Here is a 16280-nt window from a genome sequence, read left to right as displayed (position 1 = left end):
CCGCGCACGCCCTGTCGCCGGACCGGGTGTCGCCGCCCGGCCGACCAGTCCACCGGAGCGGCGCGCTACCGCCCGGCCCGGGGCCGTACGTCCCGAAGGAGGCGCGGGGAACCGCGCGACCGGCCCCCGCGCACCCGCGCCCGGACGGCGGCCGTCGGGTCACCGTGCCCGGCGCCCCTGCGTGGGAGCCGTCTCAGCCCTTGCGGGCGCGCAGGGCCGCGAGGGCCCGGTCGGCGTGGGTGTTCATGCGCAGTTCGCTGCGGACGACGTCCAGGACGGTACGGTCCGTGTCGATGACGAAGGTGACGCGCTTGGTCGGGGCCGGCGAGAAGCCGCGCCGGACGCCGAACCGCTCACGGACCGTGCCGTCGGTGTCGGAGAGCAGCGGCATGCCGAGGCGGTGCCGGCCGGTGAACTCCCGCTGCTTGTCCACGCCGTCCCCGCTGATGCCGACGGGACGGGCGCCGGCCGCGGCGAACTCGGCGGCGAGGTCGCGGAAGTGGCAGGCCTCGGCGGTGCAGCCGGCGGTGAGGGCGGCGGGATAGAAGAAGAGGACGACCGGTCCGCCGGCCAGCAGCTCGCTGAGCCGGCGGACGGTCCCGGTCTCGTCGGGCAGGGCGAAGTCCTCGGCCCTGTCCCCGGCCGCCAGGGGACGCTGGCTCACCGCTGCCCCTGCCCGGTGTGTCCGTTCCCGTCCGCCGCGCCGCGGGCCACCTTGCGGGCCCACAGCACCAGGGGCGCCTGGAGCGGAAGCCGGGCGAGGGCGGCGGTCCGCTGGGGGGCGGGCCGGTCGCGCGAGTCGACGGCCAGCTGGACGTTGGCCGGGAACACGCCGACGAAGAAGGCCGCTGCCGCCCTGGCCGCCGCGGCGCGCGTCCTGGGTGCCGCGATGCCGGCCGCCAGGGCCAGCTCGACGGCGCCGCTGCCGTACGTCCACATCCGGGGCGAGCCCGGCAGCCGGCGGGGGATCGTGGCGTCGAACCGCCGTGGGGCGGCGAAGTGGGCGACCCCGGACACCGCCAGGAGGCCGGCGAGCAGCAGGGGTGAGCGTTCGGACCGGGACACGGTTTCTCCTCTGGTGGCCTGCCGCCGGATATTACTGGACGGTAGGCGTGGACGCTCAGGACGGCCCCGCCCTCGTCACGTCCGTGCAGCGAGCCCTCCGCCTGCTGCAAGCGCGGTCGGGGCATCGATCGGGAGGTCGTCGACTGCGGCCACGTGCCCCCGCTGCTATATCCGCGCCCGGCGAGGTCCGCGCGGTGGAGCCGGCCCCGCCCGCTCCGTCCCTCGGACTGCGCGCCCTCTCGGACCGGGCGCCCAGGTCTCCAGCGGCCGCCCCTGGCGGTGGGGGACCAGTTGCTGCTCCACACCTACGGGGTCACCGAGGCGCGCGATCGCGCCCGCGCGTTCCATCCACCGGCCGAAGGCGTGGCCCGGCACATGTCCGAGGAGCCGGCACGCACGCTCAGCGCGCTCCACGACGAACTGCTCGCGCGTGTGGGCGGGCGGCTGTACGACGCCGCGGCCGTGCTCCTGCTCCGCGGACGAACCGCGGACGAACCGCGGACCAACCGGCCGCCGTACGGCCGGGACAGCGGCGGCGGCATCTCGGGCCGCGACCGGCTCTGTACCGCCCGGATCGCGGCGGAACCCAGGGCGGCGACCGTCTCCGTACCGTCCGGGTGGCAGTGGCATCTTCGGGCCGCGACGGTCTCCGTACTGCGGGATCGCGGCGGAACCTAGGGCGGCGACGGTCTCCGTACTGTCCGGATGGCAGGGGCATCTCGGGCCGTGACGGTTTCCGTACCGCCCAGGCAGTGGCGGCGTCCCGGACCGCGACCGGCTCCGTACCGCCCAGGCAGTGGCGGCATCTCGGACCGCGACCGGCTCCGTACCGCCCGACTCGTGGCGGCGTCTCGGACCGCGACCGGCTGTAAACCGCCCGGATCGTGGCGGCGTCCCGGACCGCGACCGGCTCCGTACCGCCCGGATCGTGGCGGCGTCCCGGACCGCGGCGCTCTCCGTACCGGCGCGTTCACGGGCGGCGGCGGTCTCAGGCCACGACGAGTTCGGCCCAGCGGGTGATCCCGGCGCGGTGGACCCGTATGCCGTGCCGGGTCGCCAGGGCGTGGACGATGGCCTCGCCCCGGCCGTGCTCGTCCGGGTCGGTCCCGGGGAGGGAGCAGCCCGCCGGCAGCGCGGGCCCCGCGTCGGTGACCTCGACCCGCACGGTGCGGCCGGCGTCGCCCCAGAGCCAGGACAGCCGCAGTTCGGCCGGCGGCCGGGCGTGGATGACCGCGTTGGTGGCGAGCTCGGACACCACGAGCAGCGTGTCCTCGACGATGTCCGGGCAGACGCTCCACTCGGCGAGGATCGCCGCCACCCGCCGGCGTACGGCCGAGACCGCGCCGGCGACGGGCGGCAGCGGACACACGTGTTCGCATGCCGCCCGAAGCAGCGTGTTGAGCTGTGCCGCCATGTTTCCTCCGGTGGTGTGCTGCCGGTCCGGCGCCGTCCGGCGCGTTCCGTGCTCCAAAGCACGCTATGGAGACAAATCGGGCCCGTCAATGAACGGCGGTCGGCATTACCGAACGTCCCCGCTGCCCGGCGTCCCGGCGCCCGCGCGGCGAAGCGCCCGTGGCGGTAATAGGCTCGCCTCATGGCCGGCCCAGTCCAGTCGATCGAACGGGCGGCGGCGATCCTGCGCCTGCTCGCCGGTGGGCCCCGCCGACTCGGACTCGGCGAGGTGGCGGCCTCGCTCGGCCTGGCGAAGGGCACCGCGCACGGCATCCTGCGCACACTCCAGCACGTGGACTTCGTGGAGCAGGACGCGGCGACCGGGAAGTACCAGCTGGGAGCCGCCCTGCTGCACCTGGGCACCAGCTACCTGGACGTCAACGAGCTGCGCTCGCGCTCCCTCAACTGGGCCGACGCCCTGGCCGCCCGCAGCGGCGAGGCGGTGCGCCTGGGGACGCCCCTGGAGGGCAGGGTCCTCGTCGTCCACCACGTGTTCCGGCCGGACGACACCTTCCAGACCCTCGACGTGGGCTCGCTGCTGCCCCTGCACGCCTCCTCACTCGGCAAGGTGCTGCTGGCCTACGGGGCCGCCGCCGTCGAGCCGTGCCGGGAACCGGGACTGGAGGCCTACACCCGGCACACCCTCGTGGACCCCGAACAGCTGGCCCGGGCGCTGGCCGCGGTCAGGGAGGCGGGCTGGGCCGCCGAGATCCAGGAGATGAGCATGGGCGAGGCCGGGCTCGCCGCGCCGATCCGGGGGCACGGCGGGCTCGTCGTCGGCGCCGTCGGGCTCTCCGGGCCGGTCGAGCGGATCTGCGACGGCCAGGGCCACCCCCGCCCGGGCCTGGTCACCCTGATCCGCGAAGCCGCGCGGGCGATCTCCAGGGACCTGGGAGCCGCCCGCTGGTAGCCCAGGACAGCCGCCCCTCGATCCGTCGGAAGGCAGACCCGATCATGGCTGAACGGTACGTGATGTCCATCGATCAGGGCACGAACTCGACCCGGTGCATCCTGTTCGACCACCGCGGGCGGCTGGTCTCGGTCGCGCAGCGGGAGCACCAGCAGCACTTCCCCCGGCCGGGCTGGGTGGAGCACGACGCCGTGGAGATATGGCAGAACCTGCGCCGCGTCGTGCCCGAGGCTCTGTCCGACGCCGGTGTCGAGGCGGGCCAGGTCGCGGCGCTCGGCGTGGCCAACCAGCGCGAGACGACGGTGCTCTGGGACCGGCGGACCGGTGCCCCGCTGTGCCGGGCGATCGTCTGGCAGGACACCCGCACGGGGCCGCTCGTCGAGGACCTCAGGAAGCATCCCGGGGAGGCGTTCTTCCTGGACCGCTGCGGCGTGCCGCCCTCGACGTACTTCTCGGCGCTGCGGATCCGCTGGCTGTTCGACCACGTCAAGGGCGTCGAGCAGCGCGCCCGGGACGGCGAGGTGCTGTTCGGGACGATGGAGAGCTGGCTGATCTGGAACCTCACCGGAGGCGCGGGCAGCGGGCTGCACCTCACGGACGTGACCAATGCCAGCCGCACGATGCTGATGAACATCCGCACCCTCGCCTGGGACGAGGAACTGCTGGACTTCTTCGGGGTGCCCCGCCCGATGCTGCCCGAGATCAGGTCGTCGGTGGAGGCGTACGGCGAGGCCCGCTCGGTGCTGCCGGGCATCCGCATCACGGCCGCCCTCGGCGACCAGCAGGCCGCCCTGTTCGGCCAGACGTGCTTCTCCCCGGGCGAGGCCAAGTGCACCTACGGAACGGGCGGCTTCCTGCTGCTCAACACCGGCGGCGACCCCGTGCGCTCCCGGCACGGACTGCTCACCACCGTCGCCTACCGGATCGGGGCCCAGCCGCCGGCGTACGCCCTGGAGGGGTCGATAGCCGTCACCGGCGCACTCGTGCAGTGGTTCCGTGACCGACTGGGCCTGATCAGCAGCGCCGCGGAGATCGAGACCCTCGCGCGCACGGTCGATGACAACGGCGGCTGCTACATCGTCCCCGCCTTCTCAGGCCTCTTCGCGCCCCGCTGGCGCAGCGACGCGCGCGGGGTCGTCGTCGGGCTCACCTCGTACATCACCAAGGGGCATCTGGCGCGCGCCGTCCTGGAGGCCACCGGATGGCAGACACGGGAGGTCGTCGACGCCATGAACGCCGACTCCGCTCTCCCCCTGCGGGAGCTGAAGGTGGACGGGGGCATGACCGCGGACAACCTGCTGATGCAGTTCGTCGCCGACGTGCTCGACGTGCCCGTGGTACGGCCCATGGTCGCCGAGACGGTGTCCCTCGGAGCCGCCTACGCGGCCGGGCTCGCCGCCGGCTACTGGTCCGACCTGGAGGTGCTGCGCCGCAACTGGCACCGCGCCGCCCAGTGGCTGCCCGGCATGGACCCCGGGCGCCGCGAGCGGGAGTACGACAACTGGCGGCGGGCCGTCGAACGGTCCCTGGACTGGGTCAGACCGCCGCACTCCTCCTGACCCCGGGGGCGGATCCGGGTTTCGGCCCCGGCCGGCACGCGGGGCCGGGCCCCCTCCCGGCCCCCCCACCGACGAGCGCCGCACCGTTGTTTGCGCGGGCTGCCGGACGGACCCCGAAGTACGTGCACCGGGTGGTCGGGCCGGAGAGGGTGCGCCGTCGTGCCTGCCACACCCACACGCACGCCCACGCCCGCACCGAACGAGAGGCCGTCGACCAGGTGACACACCGCGTCGCCCGCCGGCGACACGATCTCCACCCAGTGGGCGCTCAGCCGAATCGGCCGTTCGGCACGGTGTACTGACTGATGTGCGCATTCGCAGGAGAGCACCCGGTGAAGGCCGCCGCACGGGCCTGTACCGCACTCGGCTGGACGACACGTGGCAGGCGGCGGGCAGGCGCCTGGGCGCAAGCGCGGTGGGACGTTTGTGGGGACGCCTCAGCGCGGCGGACTTCTTCGGCCATTCGTTCCAGCTGGCGTCGCTCGCGTTCCTTTGCTTCTTCCCCTTCCTGATCCTTGTCACCGGTGCGTTCGGCCAGGACGCGGCGAAGGTCATGGCGGGATGGCTCGGACTGGACGAGCAGGCGGCCCAGGCCGTGGCCGGCCTGTTCACATCCGATTCCGGTTCGGTCACCCTCACGTTGGTGAGCGCTTCGCTGATGGTCGCCGGGGCGGTCGCCGTGGCCGGCACCTTGCAGGGCTGGTACCAGTTCCTCTTCGGCGTGCCACCACGCTGGTGGCGGGACCTCGCGGCGCAGCTCGCGTGGCTGGCGGCGCTGGTCGCCTACAGCGCGGCCCGGGCCGGGATCGGCGCGGTGCCCGGATCGCGGCTGAGCATCCTGTCCGGATTCGTCCTGGCGGTGTTCTTCTGGTGGGGGACCATGCGACTGCTGCTCACCGGAGCCGTCGCATGGCGCTTCCTCCTGCCCGCGGCTTTGGCCACTGGTACCGCCTGGACCGGCCTCGGGTGGTTCTCCTCCCGCTACTTCTCCGCAACCATCGTGGCCAACAATCAGAAGTACGGCCCTGTGGGTGTCGCCATGGTCATCCTTTCCTGGCTGGTGGCCGTGGGCGTGGTCATCCACCTCGGTGCCGTCGTCGGACATGAGCTCGCCAGGCGTCGCGCCACTCGCTCACAGCGCTGACATAGGGAACACCTCGACCGGGCCGGCGTGCCGCACCCACCGGCTCAGACGTGACCTGGCACCGGCCTCCGGCTCCGCCTCCACCCCGACATCGAACGGTCCACGGACTCCGAGCTCATGTTCTGCCTCGTCCGGGCACCACGCCGGCCAAGGAGACAGAACCCGGCCGGTCGGCCCGGGGCACCCGCCCCGGGCGGGTCCCCGCGGTGGGGCCCGTTCAGGGGAACCGGGGGTGAAAGGCGCGTGGGGGCGCCGGGGCCGGTCGAGACCTTCTGCCGTGACCGCCGTGACCCTGCCGCTCATCCCGCCGATGCTCGCCACCCCCGGCGGCCTGCCCTCCGCCGCCCAGGACGAGCGGTGGGCGTACGAGACCAAACAGGACGGCCAGCGGGTGATGGTCTACCTGCCCGGCGACGGCAGCGTGCTGCTGCGTGCCCGCTCCGGGGAGGACATCACCGCGGCCTACCCCGAACTCCGGCCGCTCGGCGCCGCCCTGGGTGCCGCGCCCGCCGTGCTGGACGGTGAGGTACTGGCCCTGGACGAGCGGGGGCGGGCCGACTTCCAGCTGCTGCAGAGCCGGATGGGCCTCGCGCACGCCCCCGCGCGGGCGGCGCGCCGGGCCGCCCAGGTGCCGGTGCACCTGGTGCTGTTCGACCTGCCGTACCTGGCGGAGCCCCTGGTGCGGCTGCCGTACGTCCGGCGGCGGGCCCGGCTGGAGGAGCTGGGCCTGGCCGGGCCCCACTGGTCGACGCCGGGTGCGGTGACCGGGCACGGCGCCGAGGCACTGCGGGCCACCCGGGAGCACGGTCTGGAGGGGCTGGTGTGCAAGCGGCTCGACTCGGTGTACGAACCCGGGGTCCGCTCCCGTGCCTGGATCAAGATCCGGAACATGCGCGCCGAGGACGTGATCGTCGGCGGCTGGCTGCCGGGCAGGGGGCGGCTGGCCGGGCTGCCCGGAGCGGTGCTGGCCGGCCAGCGCGCGGGCGGCCGGCTGCGGTACGTCGGCGGGGTCGGCACCGGCTGGAGCGAGGCGGAACGGGCGGAACTCGCGGAGCTGCTGCGGGACGCGGCCAGCGAGCGGTGTCCCTTCGACCCGGTGCCGCGCGTCCCCCACGCCCGCTGGGTGCTGCCCCGGCTGGTGGGCGAGGTCAGCTACAGCACACGGACCCGCGACGGGATGCTGCGTCAGCCGTCCTGGCTGCGGCTGCGCCCGGACCTCACCCCGCGGGAGTCGGCGGCGGACCTGCCGGACGGCTTCGGCCGGTGACGGACGTCCGACGGGACGTCATCTCCGCTGCACCGGCGACCTCTTGGCAGCGCGGCGTGCGGCCGGGATGCTGAACTCCCGTGTGCCCGACAGATGTTGGAGGAAGTCCGTGTCCTCGATCACCTCGCGCGTCCGGCGCGGCAGATGGTTCGCCGTCCTGGCCGGCGCCGCCGCCCTGGTCGTCGCCTCCCCCGCCGCCGCCTTCGCCGCCCCGCCCCTGGCGCTGCCGCAGAACGCCGGGGCCGCCGAACTGACGTACCAGCCCGCCTTCGACTACGACACGGACGGCTGCTACCCGACGCCCGCGATAGGCCCCGACGGCACGGTCAACCCGGGGCTGAAGCCGACCGGCGCCCTCAACGGCAGCTGCCACGACGCCTCCGACCTCGGCAACACCAACAGCTACTCCCGCTCCACGTGCAACAACGGCTGGTGCGCGTACCTCTACGGCCTGTACTTCGAGAAGGACCAGGCGCTGCCCGGCAGCGGCATCGGCGGGCACCGCAACGACTGGGAGCACGTCGTGGTGTGGGTGCGGGACGGGCGGGTCCAGTACGTGTCGACGTCCAACCACGGCTCGTTCACCGTGCACCCGGCCTCCGAGGTCCGCTTCGAGGGCACGCACCCGAAGGTCGTCTACCACAAGGACGGCATCGGCACCCACTGCTTCCGGCTCGCCAACACCAACGACGAACCGCCGGAGAACCACCGGCACACGTGGCAGTACCCGCCCCTGGTCGGCTGGGACGGCTATCCGGCGGGCCTGCGCGACGAGTTGAGCGCCTACGACTTCGGCAGCGCCCACTTCGGCCTGAAGGACGGGGCCTTCGCCTCCCACCTCGCGTCGGCGGAGCCGTCCGGGATCCCGTTCGACCCCGGCGCCTGAACCGCTCCGCCGTCACGGCGGTCTATCGTGTCCCCATGTCTGTGCCGGAACTCATCCGTATCGTCTCCCGCGACTCCCCCATGGCCCTGGCCCAGGTGGAGCGGGTCCGCGCCGAGCTGGCCGCTCCGTACCCGGGGGTGCGGACCGAGGTCGTACCGGTGCGCACGACCGGTGACAAGTGGCTGGGCGATCTGTCCCAGGTCGAGGGCAAGGGCGCGTTCACCAAGGAGGTGGACGCCGCCCTGCTGGCCGGAGAGGCGGATCTCGCGGTGCACTGCGTCAAGGACGTGCCCGCCGACCGGCCGCTGCCCGCCGGGACGGTGTTCGCCGCGTTCCTGAAGCGGGACGACATCCGGGACGCGCTGGTGCACCCCGGCGGTATGACCCTGGACGAGCTGCCGGCCGGCACCCGGATCGGCACCTCCTCGGTGCGCCGGGTCGCCCAGCTCGCCGCCACCCACCCGCGGCTTCAGTGCGTGCCGTTCCGCGGCAACGCCAACCGCCGGCTCGAGAAACTGGCCGCCGGCGAGGCGGACGCGCTGCTGCTGGCGGTGTCCGGCCTGGAGCGCATCGGCCGGACGGACGTGATCAGCGAGGTGCTGTCGCCGGAGACGATGATGCCGCCGATCGGCGCGGGCATCCTCGCCCTCCAGTGCCGGCAGGACGACACCGAGCTGATCGACGCGGTCAGCGGGCTCGGCGACCCGGCCACCCATCGGGAGGCGACGGCCGAGCGGATGTTCCTGCATGTGCTCCAGGGTCACTGCAACAGCCCGATCGCCGGATACGCGCGTATGGACCACGGCGGGGAACTCTCCCTGCGGGCCTGCGTGTTCACCCCGGACGGCAAGACCCGGCTGAACGCCCACGAGTGGGCCGGCCGGCTCGATCCGGCCACGCTCGGCACCTCGGTCGCGGTGGCGCTGCTCCGGCAGGGCGCGCGGGAGATCATCGACGGCATCCCGCACTGAGCCCGGCCGGGCCGGGCGGCCCGTCTCAGGCGGTGCCCGGCTCCGCCTGGTCCTTCAGGAAGGCGCTGACCTGGTGGGCCAGACCGCACGGTCCGGCACCGGCGGGCGTGGCCGCCGTGGTCCCCTCCACGACACCGATCCCGCCCGCCCACAGCCGGCGGTCGCCCCACTCGTCCTCCACCCGCAGCTGCACCTGTACGTCCACGTGCGTGAGGGCGGGCTCGGGTGCGGCGGCGTAGAGCACGGCGGTGGCCCGGCGCAGCGGGTAGACGTCGAAGCCCTCGATGAACTGCGAGTTGCGCCAGTCGATGAAGGCGCCCTCGCCGTCCGGGCCGACACGGACGTCGATCTGACCGTCCTCCAGATGGATGCCGTAGTGCCGTGTGCCGCGGTTCTCGACGGTCACCCGGACGCTGAAGTACGTCAGCCCGGCGGCGGCGTCGTCGCGTCCGCGCGGCGGCTCGGACGGCTCCAGGCGGTGGACGCGGACCCGCAGACCGGCATGCTCCTCGTACTCCTGCCAGTCCCCGACCACGTTCGGCTCGTACACGGTGCCCCTCTCGACCCTCGAGAGCTGCTGTCTATCTGTGCGCTCAGCGCACTGTCAAATGAGCAGAATGCGCTGTGGCCAGGGGATTCACCGGCGTTGATCGCTGATCAAGCGCTGCCCAGGAAGAATCCGTCCGCGGCCCCCCACCGCCGGGTACGCGCGCGTGCCGCACATCACGTCCGGCGGCGGGATCGGCGGCCCGCGCCGGAGCCCGGTGAGCCTGCGGGGGCAGTCGACGATATTCTGGTGAATTGACCGGTATGTATACATTTGATTTGAGATGCGCGAGAACGGGAAAACGGACATCAGTGCTTCGGACAGGAGGCACGTCCGTGGGAGCCGGCCCGGCCGCACGCCCCGGCGTCCCTCCCTGGTCCGAGCGCACCTCCCACGGTGTCTGTCCATCCAGCACCTGCCGAAAGAGGTGCGCGCCATGCGTGTCACTGGCAGCACGAAGCCCCACCCCCATGACGACGCCCCGGACACGGGCAGCTCCTTCGAGCGGCTGGCGGGGCTGCCCGACGGCCCCGAGCGTCAGGCGCTCAGGGACGAACTGGTCCGTCTGTGGCTGCCGATGGCCGAGCGGATCGCCGTGCGCTTCCGCGGCCGCGGGGAGGCCCTGGAGGACCTCTACCAGGTGGCCGCGCTGGGCCTGGTCAAGGCCGTCGACCACTACGATCCCGCGCGTGGCCGCGCCTTCGAGGCGTACGCCGTCCCCACCATCACCGGCGAGATCAAGCGGCACTTCCGTGACCACATGTGGACCCTGCACGTGCCGCGCCGGGTGCAGGACCTGCGCAACCGGGTCCGCTCGGCGATCAAGGAGCTGGCGCAGACCACGTCCGGCCGGGCGCCGACCGTCGCCGAGATCGCCGCGCACACGCGGCTGACCGAGGACGAAGTGCTTACGGGCATGGAGGCACTGGAGTGCTTCTCCGCGCTGTCCCTGGACGCCGAGGTCGCCGGCACCGACGGGTACGCCCTCGGCGACTCCCTGGGCGCGCCCGACCCGGGATACGATCTCGTCGTGGACCGCGCAGCGGTCAAGCCGTGCCTCGCGGCCCTGCCCGAGCGTGAGCGCACCATCCTCTACCTGCGGTTCTTCGGCGGCATGACGCAGAGCCGGATCGCCCAGCAGCTCGGGATCTCGCAGATGCACGTCTCGCGGCTGCTCAGCGGCTGCTTCGACCGGCTGCGCGAGGAACTCCTCGCGGAGACCCGCGCCCGCTGACCGCGCGCCGCCGGTTACGCCCCCTCCGCTCCCGGGATCGGTGTCTCAGCGCCCGGGATCTGTGCGGGGCCGTACCGGTCCAGGGCGTCCTCCAGCTCGGCGCGGACGTGCGGGGGGAGGTCACCGCGGCGGCCCCAGACGAGGATCATCTCCGCGATGTTGCGCAGCTTGATGTTGGTGTGCTGGGAGACGTCCTTCAGCACCTGCCAGCCCTGGTCCGGCGTGACCCGGCCGAGGGCGACCACCATTCCGATCGCCTGGTCGACGACGGCATGCGAGACCATCGCCTCCTTCAGCTGGTCGACCTCCGCCTGAAGCGCGGCGACGCGGTCCGGCTCGCTCTCCTCCATGCCTCCATCCTGCGCAGAGGCCTGTACCCCTGCCACCCGGGGTACTCGGCATGCACTCCACCCCTTCCCGGTCGGACACTGGTGCCAGACCGGTGGCCGCCCGGCCCCGAGAGCAGGACGCGACTGCCATGAACCACGAGACCCCCGCCGGCGTACCGCGCAGGAGAGACGTCGTCTCCACGGACTCCGTCTTCGGCGCTCCGTGCTGGGTGAGCCTGACCAGCCGCGATGTCCAGGCCACCCAGGACTTCTACACGGCCGTGCTGGGCTGGCGCTGGCGCGGCGCCGACCTCGGCGAGCACTTCCGGATCGCCCTGGCGGACGGCGTGCCGGTGGCCGGGATCGCCGCCGTGGCGTCCATGTGGCAGATGGCGGTCGCCTGGACGCCGTACTTCGCGGTGCCGGACGCGGACGTGGCCGCGTCCCGGGCCCGGGAGCGCGGCGGTACGGTGGCGGTCGGGCCGCTGTCCTTCCCGCCCGGCCGGGCGGCGCTGCTCGCCGACCGGGACGGGGCCACCTTCGGCATCTGGCAGGGCGAACTGGTCTCCAACTGGGAGACGTGGCGGCAGGCCGCGCCGGCCTTCGTGCGGCTGCACACCCGGGACGCCTTCGACGCCGCGATCTTCTACGGCGAGATCCTGGACTGGGCGTCCGGGCTGCCGGGCTGCTGCGAGGTCGAGTACGAGGGCGGTGAGGTGGTGCTGCGCAGCCGGGGTGACGTGGTGGCGCGCATCGACTCGGGTGCGGTGGGGGCCGCCCCGGACCCCTCGGTGCGGCCCCACTGGCAGATCAACTTCGCGGTGACCGACGTGGCCGGCTGTGCCCGCGCGGCGGAGAAGCACGGTGGCAGTGTGCTGCGCGAGGACGAGACCGAGGCGATCCTGCGCGACGCGGACGGCGCGCAGTTCACCGTGACGTCGCGGCGCGGCCACTGAACGCCGCCGGCCGCGTCAGCCGCCGGCGCGCGAGGGGCGGGACAGCAGGACCAGGCTGCGGGACTCCACGCGGAGCTTCGTGCCGGCCTTGCGTTCGCGTTCGTCGGGGACGCCCTCGGGGTCGGCGGTGTCGACCAGGGTGGTCCAGCGCTCGCCGTAGGAGGCGTCGGGCAGCCGGAAGTGGACCGGCTCCCAGTAGCCGTTGACGAGCAGCAGGAAGGAGTCGTCGGTCATGCGGCGCCCGTAGGCGTCGCGTTCGGCGATGGCGTCGCCGTTGAGGAACACGCCGACCGAGTGCGCGTCGTCGCGCTGCCAGTCCCGGTCGGTCATCTCACGGGCGTCGGGCCGCAGCCACATCAGGTCGGGCAGCGGCTGCTCGGCGTTGGTCACGGTGTCGCCGCGGAAGAAGCGGCGGCGGCGCAGCACCGGGTGCCCGGCGCGCAGGGCGATCAGGTGCCGGGTGAAGTCGGCGAGGCCGCGCTGCTCGTCGGTGAGGTCCCAGTCCACCCAGGAGATCTCGTTGTCCTGGCAGTAGGCGTTGTTGTTGCCGCGCTGGGTGCGGCCGAGTTCGTCGCCGTGGCAGAGCATCGGGATGCCCTGCGAGAGCAGCAGGGTGGCCAGCAGGTTGCGCTGCTGGCGGGCGCGGAGTTCCAGGACGGCGGGGTCGTCGGTGTCGCCTTCCACCCCGCAGTTCCAGGACCGGTTGTGGCTCTCGCCGTCGCGGTTGTCCTCGCCGTTGTCCTCGTTGTGCTTGTCGTTGTACGACACGAGGTCGCGCAGGGTGAACCCGTCGTGCGCGGTGACGAAGTTGACGCTCGCGCGGGGCCGGCGCCGGCTGTGCTGGTAGAGGTCGGAGGAGCCGGTGAGCCGGGAGGCGAACTCGCCGAGCGCGCCGGGCTCGGCCCGCCAGAAGTCCCGTACGGCGTCGCGGTACTTGCCGTTCCACTCCGACCACAGCGGCGGGAAGTTGCCGACCTGGTAGCCGCCCTCGCCGACGTCCCAGGGTTCGGCGATGAGCTTGACGCGGCTGATCACCGGATCCTGCTGGATCAGGTCGAAGAACGCCGAGAGCCGGTCCACCTCGTGGAACTGGCGGGCCAGCGTGGCCGCGAGGTCGAAGCGGAAGCCGTCGACGTGCATCTCGGTGACCCAGTACCGCAGCGAGTCCATGATCAGCTGGAGCACGTAGGGATGCCGCATCAGCAGGCTGTTTCCGGTCCCGGTGGTGTCGTAGTAATGCGCCCAGTCACCGTCGACCAGGCGGTAGTAGGAGGCGTTGTCGATGCCCCGGAAGGACAGCGTGGGCCCCATCTCGTTGCCCTCGGCGGTGTGGTTGTAGACCACGTCGAGGATGACTTCGAGGCCGGCCGCGTGCAGTGCCTTCACCATGGCCTTGAACTCGTTGACCTGCTGGCCGCGGCTGCCGAAGGCGGCGTAGGCGTTGTGCGGGGCGAAGAAGCCGATGGTGTTGTAGCCCCAGTAGTTGACCAGGCCGCGGTCCTGGAGGACGCCGTCCTGCACGAACTGGTGCACCGGCATCAGCTCCACCGCGGTGACGCCGAGCGAGGTCAGGTGCTCGGTCACGGCAGGGTGCGCGAGACCGGCGTAGGTGCCGCGCAGCCGGTCGGGGACGTCGGGGTGGGTGCGGGTGAGGCCGCGGACGTGGGCCTCGTAGATGACCGAGTCCGCGTACGGCGTCCTGGGCGGGCGGTCGTCGCCCCAGTCGAAGAACGGGTCCGTGACCACGCCCAGCATGGAGTGGCCGGCGCTGTCGGACGGGTCGGGGCCGTCCGGGGCGCGCTCGTAGAGAGAGGGGTGGTTGTCGATCTGGCCGTCGACGGCGCGGGCGTACGGGTCGAGCAGCAGCTTCGCCGGGTTGCACCGGTTGCCGAACGCCGGCTGCCAGGGGCCGTGCACCCGGAAGCCGTAGCGCCGGCCGGGGGCGACGCCGGGCAGGTAGGCGTGCCAGACGAAGCCGTCGACCTCGTACAGCGGGACGGCGGTCGCGCGGCCGTCGTCGTCGAAGAGGATCAGCTCGACACGCTCGGCGACCTCGCTGAAGAGGGCGAAGTTGGTGCCCTGTCCGTCGAACGAGGCACCCAGCGGGTAGGGGTGCCCGCTCCAGACGGGCACCCCTTCGCGGACCTTGCGGGCGGTCACCGGCTGCCCTCCAGAACGTGGTCGCCGGCGGACGCGGCGAGCGCGGGCACGCGCTGGGTGCGCGGCACGTTCAGGCCGGTGCGCAGGGTGGGCGCGGGGGCGGTGGGCACCAGCGGGACGCGCTGGCCGGCGCGGGCCCGCTGCGAGAACCAGATGATCTTCGCTCCGGTGTCCGAGGCGCAGCAGCCCCAGCCGTCGCTCATGGCGGCGATGTCGGCCAGGCAGGCCCGCAGGTCCTGGTCGGGGCGCAGATCGGGGTCGTCGCCGCCGAACGCCGTGATGAGATGCTGGCCGTTCCACCACATCTCGATGGAGGTGTGCTTGTCCGTGGCGTGCGCGTCGATCGCCCGCAGCAGCATCTCCGCGCCGCGGCAGACGGGGTCCACGATGTTGTCGAGGTCCCAGTGACGGAGGTGGGCGGCCAGGATGCGGCTGACCTGTCCCACCCGTTCCGGGCTGACTTCCACGTCGAGGTGGTAGTAGCAGGGCACTGCGGTCTTCATCGTCGCTTGCTCCTCACCGGCGAAGCTCTCGCTCCCTTTACCCCGTCCGGGAGGGATCCCGGACACGAAGCGTGAGCGTTCATCGCTTCTGAGTCATCTCCACCGTGAGGCTGCTACGCCATTCGTGCAACACGAGCACCGGGCACCCGAAATGGTTGAAGGACCAACAAGACGCTGGGTCGTGGTGCGTGCACCATGAGTGAAAGCCTCGATCGCCGTAACGGTGCCGTACCTCCCCGTGTGCGGACACCACCCGACCGTCGGGAACGCGCCCAGTCGAGAGCGTGGAAGGTGAACAGGGCCATGCTGCTACCGGCCAAGGCCGAAGTGGCCCGGCAGTTGCGGCGGTACCGGGCGTGGGAGCGCGTGATGCTCGCCTCGCCGTACGACCGCACGGTCCGGGCCACCTTCGAGGACTCGGGGTACACGCTGTGCGTTCTGATGGGCAAACGCTGTGCCCGCGAGGCCGCGGACGCCGCCGAACGCTATCTGCGCACCAACCTGGTCACCTACCTGCGCGAGCAGGGCGGTCGGCCGCAGCCGCGCCGGGCGGCCAGAAGAGCGACGCCACCGGAGCGGCGTTCCACGGCGCCAAGCCCCTGACCTGGCACCGTACAAGGCGTTCCCCTCGGGACCGGCACGCGCCGGCCCGACTTCGGATCGCGGAGCCGGGCCGGGTGCCCGGCTTCGCGCACGGCGGAGGTGAGATACATGCGCAGGACCCCGGCCATCGGCCGTGTACCGGTACGTGACGTCCGGCCGGCCGTGGACTGCGGCAGGCGCCCGGCGAAAGCGGTGACCGGGGAGACCTTCCAGGTGACGGCCACCGTGTTCCGCGAGGGGCACGACGCCGTCGGCGCCAACGTCGTCCTGCGCGATCCGAAGGGCCGCAAGGGCCCGTGGACACCGATGCGGGAACTCGCCCCGGGCAGCGACCGCTGGGGCGCCGACATCACCCCCGACGCGACGGGACGCTGGACCTTCCGCGTGGAGGCCTGGAGCCATCCGCTGGCGACCTGGCGGCACATCGCGTCCGTCAAGGTGCCCGCCGGCATCGACACCGGCCTGGTGCTGGAGCAGGGCGCCGAGCTGTACGAGCGGGCGGCGGCCGGAGTGCCCAAGGGCCCCGAGCGGGATCTGGTGCTGGCCGCCGCGCGCGCCCTCGGCGACGACTCCCGTTCCGTCCACCACCGTCTGAAGCAGGCGCTGTCGCCGGAGGTGGAGGCGTTGCTGGGCCGGTATCCGCTGCGGGAGCTGGTCACGGCCTCGGAGGCGATGCCGTTGCTGGTGGAGCGGG

The 16280-nt window shown here is 72.9% G+C and carries 18 protein-coding genes; 11 read left to right on the top strand and 7 right to left on the bottom strand.

The annotated features are described in order from the left end of the window. Positions 1-193: 193 nt before the first annotated feature. Positions 194-664 (bottom strand): peroxiredoxin, encoded by a 471-nt coding sequence (locus ABZ117_RS32660; RefSeq protein ID WP_356826133.1) that lies wholly within the window; start codon positions 662-664, stop codon positions 194-196. Then, a complete protein-coding gene (locus tag ABZ117_RS32655; protein WP_356826131.1) occupies positions 661-1065 on the bottom strand; it encodes a hypothetical protein in 405 nt (134 codons plus the stop codon). The genes ABZ117_RS32660 and ABZ117_RS32655 overlap by 4 nt, the downstream gene beginning before the upstream one ends. Before the next feature lie 153 nt (positions 1066-1218). On the opposite strand from ABZ117_RS32655, the gene ABZ117_RS32650 reads away from it, so the two are divergent. Continuing rightward, positions 1219-1743: a SpoIIE family protein phosphatase gene (locus ABZ117_RS32650; RefSeq protein WP_356826129.1), complete on the top strand. Its 525-nt coding sequence runs from the start codon at positions 1219-1221 to the stop codon at positions 1741-1743. A gap of 310 nt (positions 1744-2053) precedes the next feature. Here ABZ117_RS32650 and ABZ117_RS32645 read toward each other — a convergent pair whose 3' ends face one another. Continuing rightward, a complete protein-coding gene (locus ABZ117_RS32645) occupies positions 2054-2479 on the bottom strand; it encodes an ATP-binding protein (protein ID WP_356826126.1) in 426 nt (141 codons plus the stop codon). A gap of 180 nt (positions 2480-2659) precedes the next feature. On the opposite strand from ABZ117_RS32645, the gene ABZ117_RS32640 reads away from it, so the two are divergent. The 6 genes from ABZ117_RS32640 to hemC all read left to right on the top strand — a co-directional run bounded on the left by ABZ117_RS32640 (position 2660) and on the right by hemC (position 9254). Continuing rightward, positions 2660-3427, top strand: a complete 768-nt coding sequence (locus tag ABZ117_RS32640; protein WP_356826124.1) for an IclR family transcriptional regulator — start codon at positions 2660-2662, stop codon at positions 3425-3427. Between the two features lie 44 nt (positions 3428-3471). After that, a complete protein-coding gene (gene glpK / locus ABZ117_RS32635) occupies positions 3472-4986 on the top strand; it encodes a glycerol kinase GlpK (RefSeq protein ID WP_356826122.1) in 1515 nt (504 codons plus the stop codon). A 307-nt stretch (positions 4987-5293) separates the two neighbouring features. Beyond that, entirely contained in the window at positions 5294-6130 is an 837-nt protein-coding gene (locus ABZ117_RS32630) for a YhjD/YihY/BrkB family envelope integrity protein (protein ID WP_356826120.1), read from the top strand. A 286-nt stretch (positions 6131-6416) separates the two neighbouring features. Further along, on the top strand, positions 6417-7397 hold the full coding sequence (locus tag ABZ117_RS32625) for an ATP-dependent DNA ligase (RefSeq protein WP_356826171.1): 981 nt from the start codon (positions 6417-6419) through the stop codon (positions 7395-7397). Between the two features lie 109 nt (positions 7398-7506). After that, the gene (locus ABZ117_RS32620; RefSeq protein ID WP_356826118.1) at positions 7507-8283 is read left to right on the top strand and encodes an NPP1 family protein; all 777 of its coding nucleotides are present in this window, start codon (positions 7507-7509) and stop codon (positions 8281-8283) included. A gap of 35 nt (positions 8284-8318) precedes the next feature. Beyond that, complete coding sequence (gene hemC / locus ABZ117_RS32615) at positions 8319-9254, top strand: hydroxymethylbilane synthase (protein WP_356826116.1); 936 nt, start codon at positions 8319-8321, stop codon at positions 9252-9254. A 25-nt stretch (positions 9255-9279) separates the two neighbouring features. Here the strand turns inward: hemC and ABZ117_RS32610 are convergent, their stop codons facing one another. Next, positions 9280-9804, bottom strand: a complete 525-nt coding sequence (locus tag ABZ117_RS32610; RefSeq protein ID WP_356826114.1) for a hypothetical protein — start codon at positions 9802-9804, stop codon at positions 9280-9282. A gap of 433 nt (positions 9805-10237) precedes the next feature. On the opposite strand from ABZ117_RS32610, the gene ABZ117_RS32605 reads away from it, so the two are divergent. Then, the gene (locus ABZ117_RS32605) at positions 10238-11035 is read left to right on the top strand and encodes an RNA polymerase sigma factor SigF (protein ID WP_356826112.1); all 798 of its coding nucleotides are present in this window, start codon (positions 10238-10240) and stop codon (positions 11033-11035) included. Between the two features lie 14 nt (positions 11036-11049). On the opposite strand, the gene ABZ117_RS32600 is transcribed toward ABZ117_RS32605, so the two are convergent. Continuing rightward, complete coding sequence (locus ABZ117_RS32600; protein ID WP_356826110.1) at positions 11050-11385, bottom strand: ANTAR domain-containing protein; 336 nt, start codon at positions 11383-11385, stop codon at positions 11050-11052. Positions 11386-11513: 128 nt separating this feature from the next. Between ABZ117_RS32600 and ABZ117_RS32595 the strand changes: the two genes are divergently transcribed. Then, the gene (locus tag ABZ117_RS32595) at positions 11514-12320 is read left to right on the top strand and encodes a VOC family protein (RefSeq protein ID WP_356826108.1); all 807 of its coding nucleotides are present in this window, start codon (positions 11514-11516) and stop codon (positions 12318-12320) included. A gap of 15 nt (positions 12321-12335) precedes the next feature. Here the strand turns inward: ABZ117_RS32595 and glgX are convergent, their stop codons facing one another. Beyond that, positions 12336-14480 (bottom strand): glycogen debranching protein GlgX, encoded by a 2145-nt coding sequence (gene glgX, locus ABZ117_RS32590; RefSeq protein ID WP_356826106.1) that lies wholly within the window; start codon positions 14478-14480, stop codon positions 12336-12338. Continuing rightward, positions 14477-14983, bottom strand: a complete 507-nt coding sequence (locus ABZ117_RS32585) for a pep a2 (protein ID WP_356826104.1) — start codon at positions 14981-14983, stop codon at positions 14477-14479. Before ABZ117_RS32585 ends, glgX begins: the two co-directional genes overlap by 4 nt. A 303-nt stretch (positions 14984-15286) precedes the next feature. Here ABZ117_RS32585 and ABZ117_RS32580 point away from each other — a divergent pair, with 303 nt between their 5' ends. Next, positions 15287-15586 (top strand): DUF5133 domain-containing protein, encoded by a 300-nt coding sequence (locus ABZ117_RS32580; protein WP_356826102.1) that lies wholly within the window; start codon positions 15287-15289, stop codon positions 15584-15586. A 108-nt stretch (positions 15587-15694) separates the two neighbouring features. Continuing rightward, positions 15695-16280 (top strand): maltotransferase domain-containing protein (locus tag ABZ117_RS32575; RefSeq protein WP_356826100.1); only part of this gene is annotated, 586 nt, incomplete at its 3' end.

It is taken from the genome of Streptomyces sp. NPDC006309, from assembly GCF_040613095.1.
Taxonomy (GTDB): Bacteria; Actinomycetota; Actinomycetes; order Streptomycetales; family Streptomycetaceae; genus Streptomyces.
The sequence above is the reverse complement of the archived record's forward strand: the minus strand, read 5'-3'. Positions and strand labels throughout refer to the sequence as shown.

Coding starts and splice junctions, on each gene's coding strand:
- ABZ117_RS32600 (WP_356826110.1), bottom strand. CDS start 11,385: ATGGAGGAGAGCGAGCCGGACCGCGTCGCCGCGCTTCAGGCGGAGGTC.
- glpK (WP_356826122.1), top strand. CDS start 3,472: ATGGCTGAACGGTACGTGATGTCCATCGATCAGGGCACGAACTCGACC.
- ABZ117_RS32645 (WP_356826126.1), bottom strand. CDS start 2,479: ATGGCGGCACAGCTCAACACGCTGCTTCGGGCGGCATGCGAACACGTG.
- ABZ117_RS32595 (WP_356826108.1), top strand. CDS start 11,514: ATGAACCACGAGACCCCCGCCGGCGTACCGCGCAGGAGAGACGTCGTC.
- ABZ117_RS32580 (WP_356826102.1), top strand. CDS start 15,287: ATGCTGCTACCGGCCAAGGCCGAAGTGGCCCGGCAGTTGCGGCGGTAC.
- ABZ117_RS32585 (WP_356826104.1), bottom strand. CDS start 14,983: ATGAAGACCGCAGTGCCCTGCTACTACCACCTCGACGTGGAAGTCAGC.
- hemC (WP_356826116.1), top strand. CDS start 8,319: ATGTCTGTGCCGGAACTCATCCGTATCGTCTCCCGCGACTCCCCCATG.
- ABZ117_RS32605 (WP_356826112.1), top strand. CDS start 10,238: ATGCGTGTCACTGGCAGCACGAAGCCCCACCCCCATGACGACGCCCCG.
- ABZ117_RS32640 (WP_356826124.1), top strand. CDS start 2,660: ATGGCCGGCCCAGTCCAGTCGATCGAACGGGCGGCGGCGATCCTGCGC.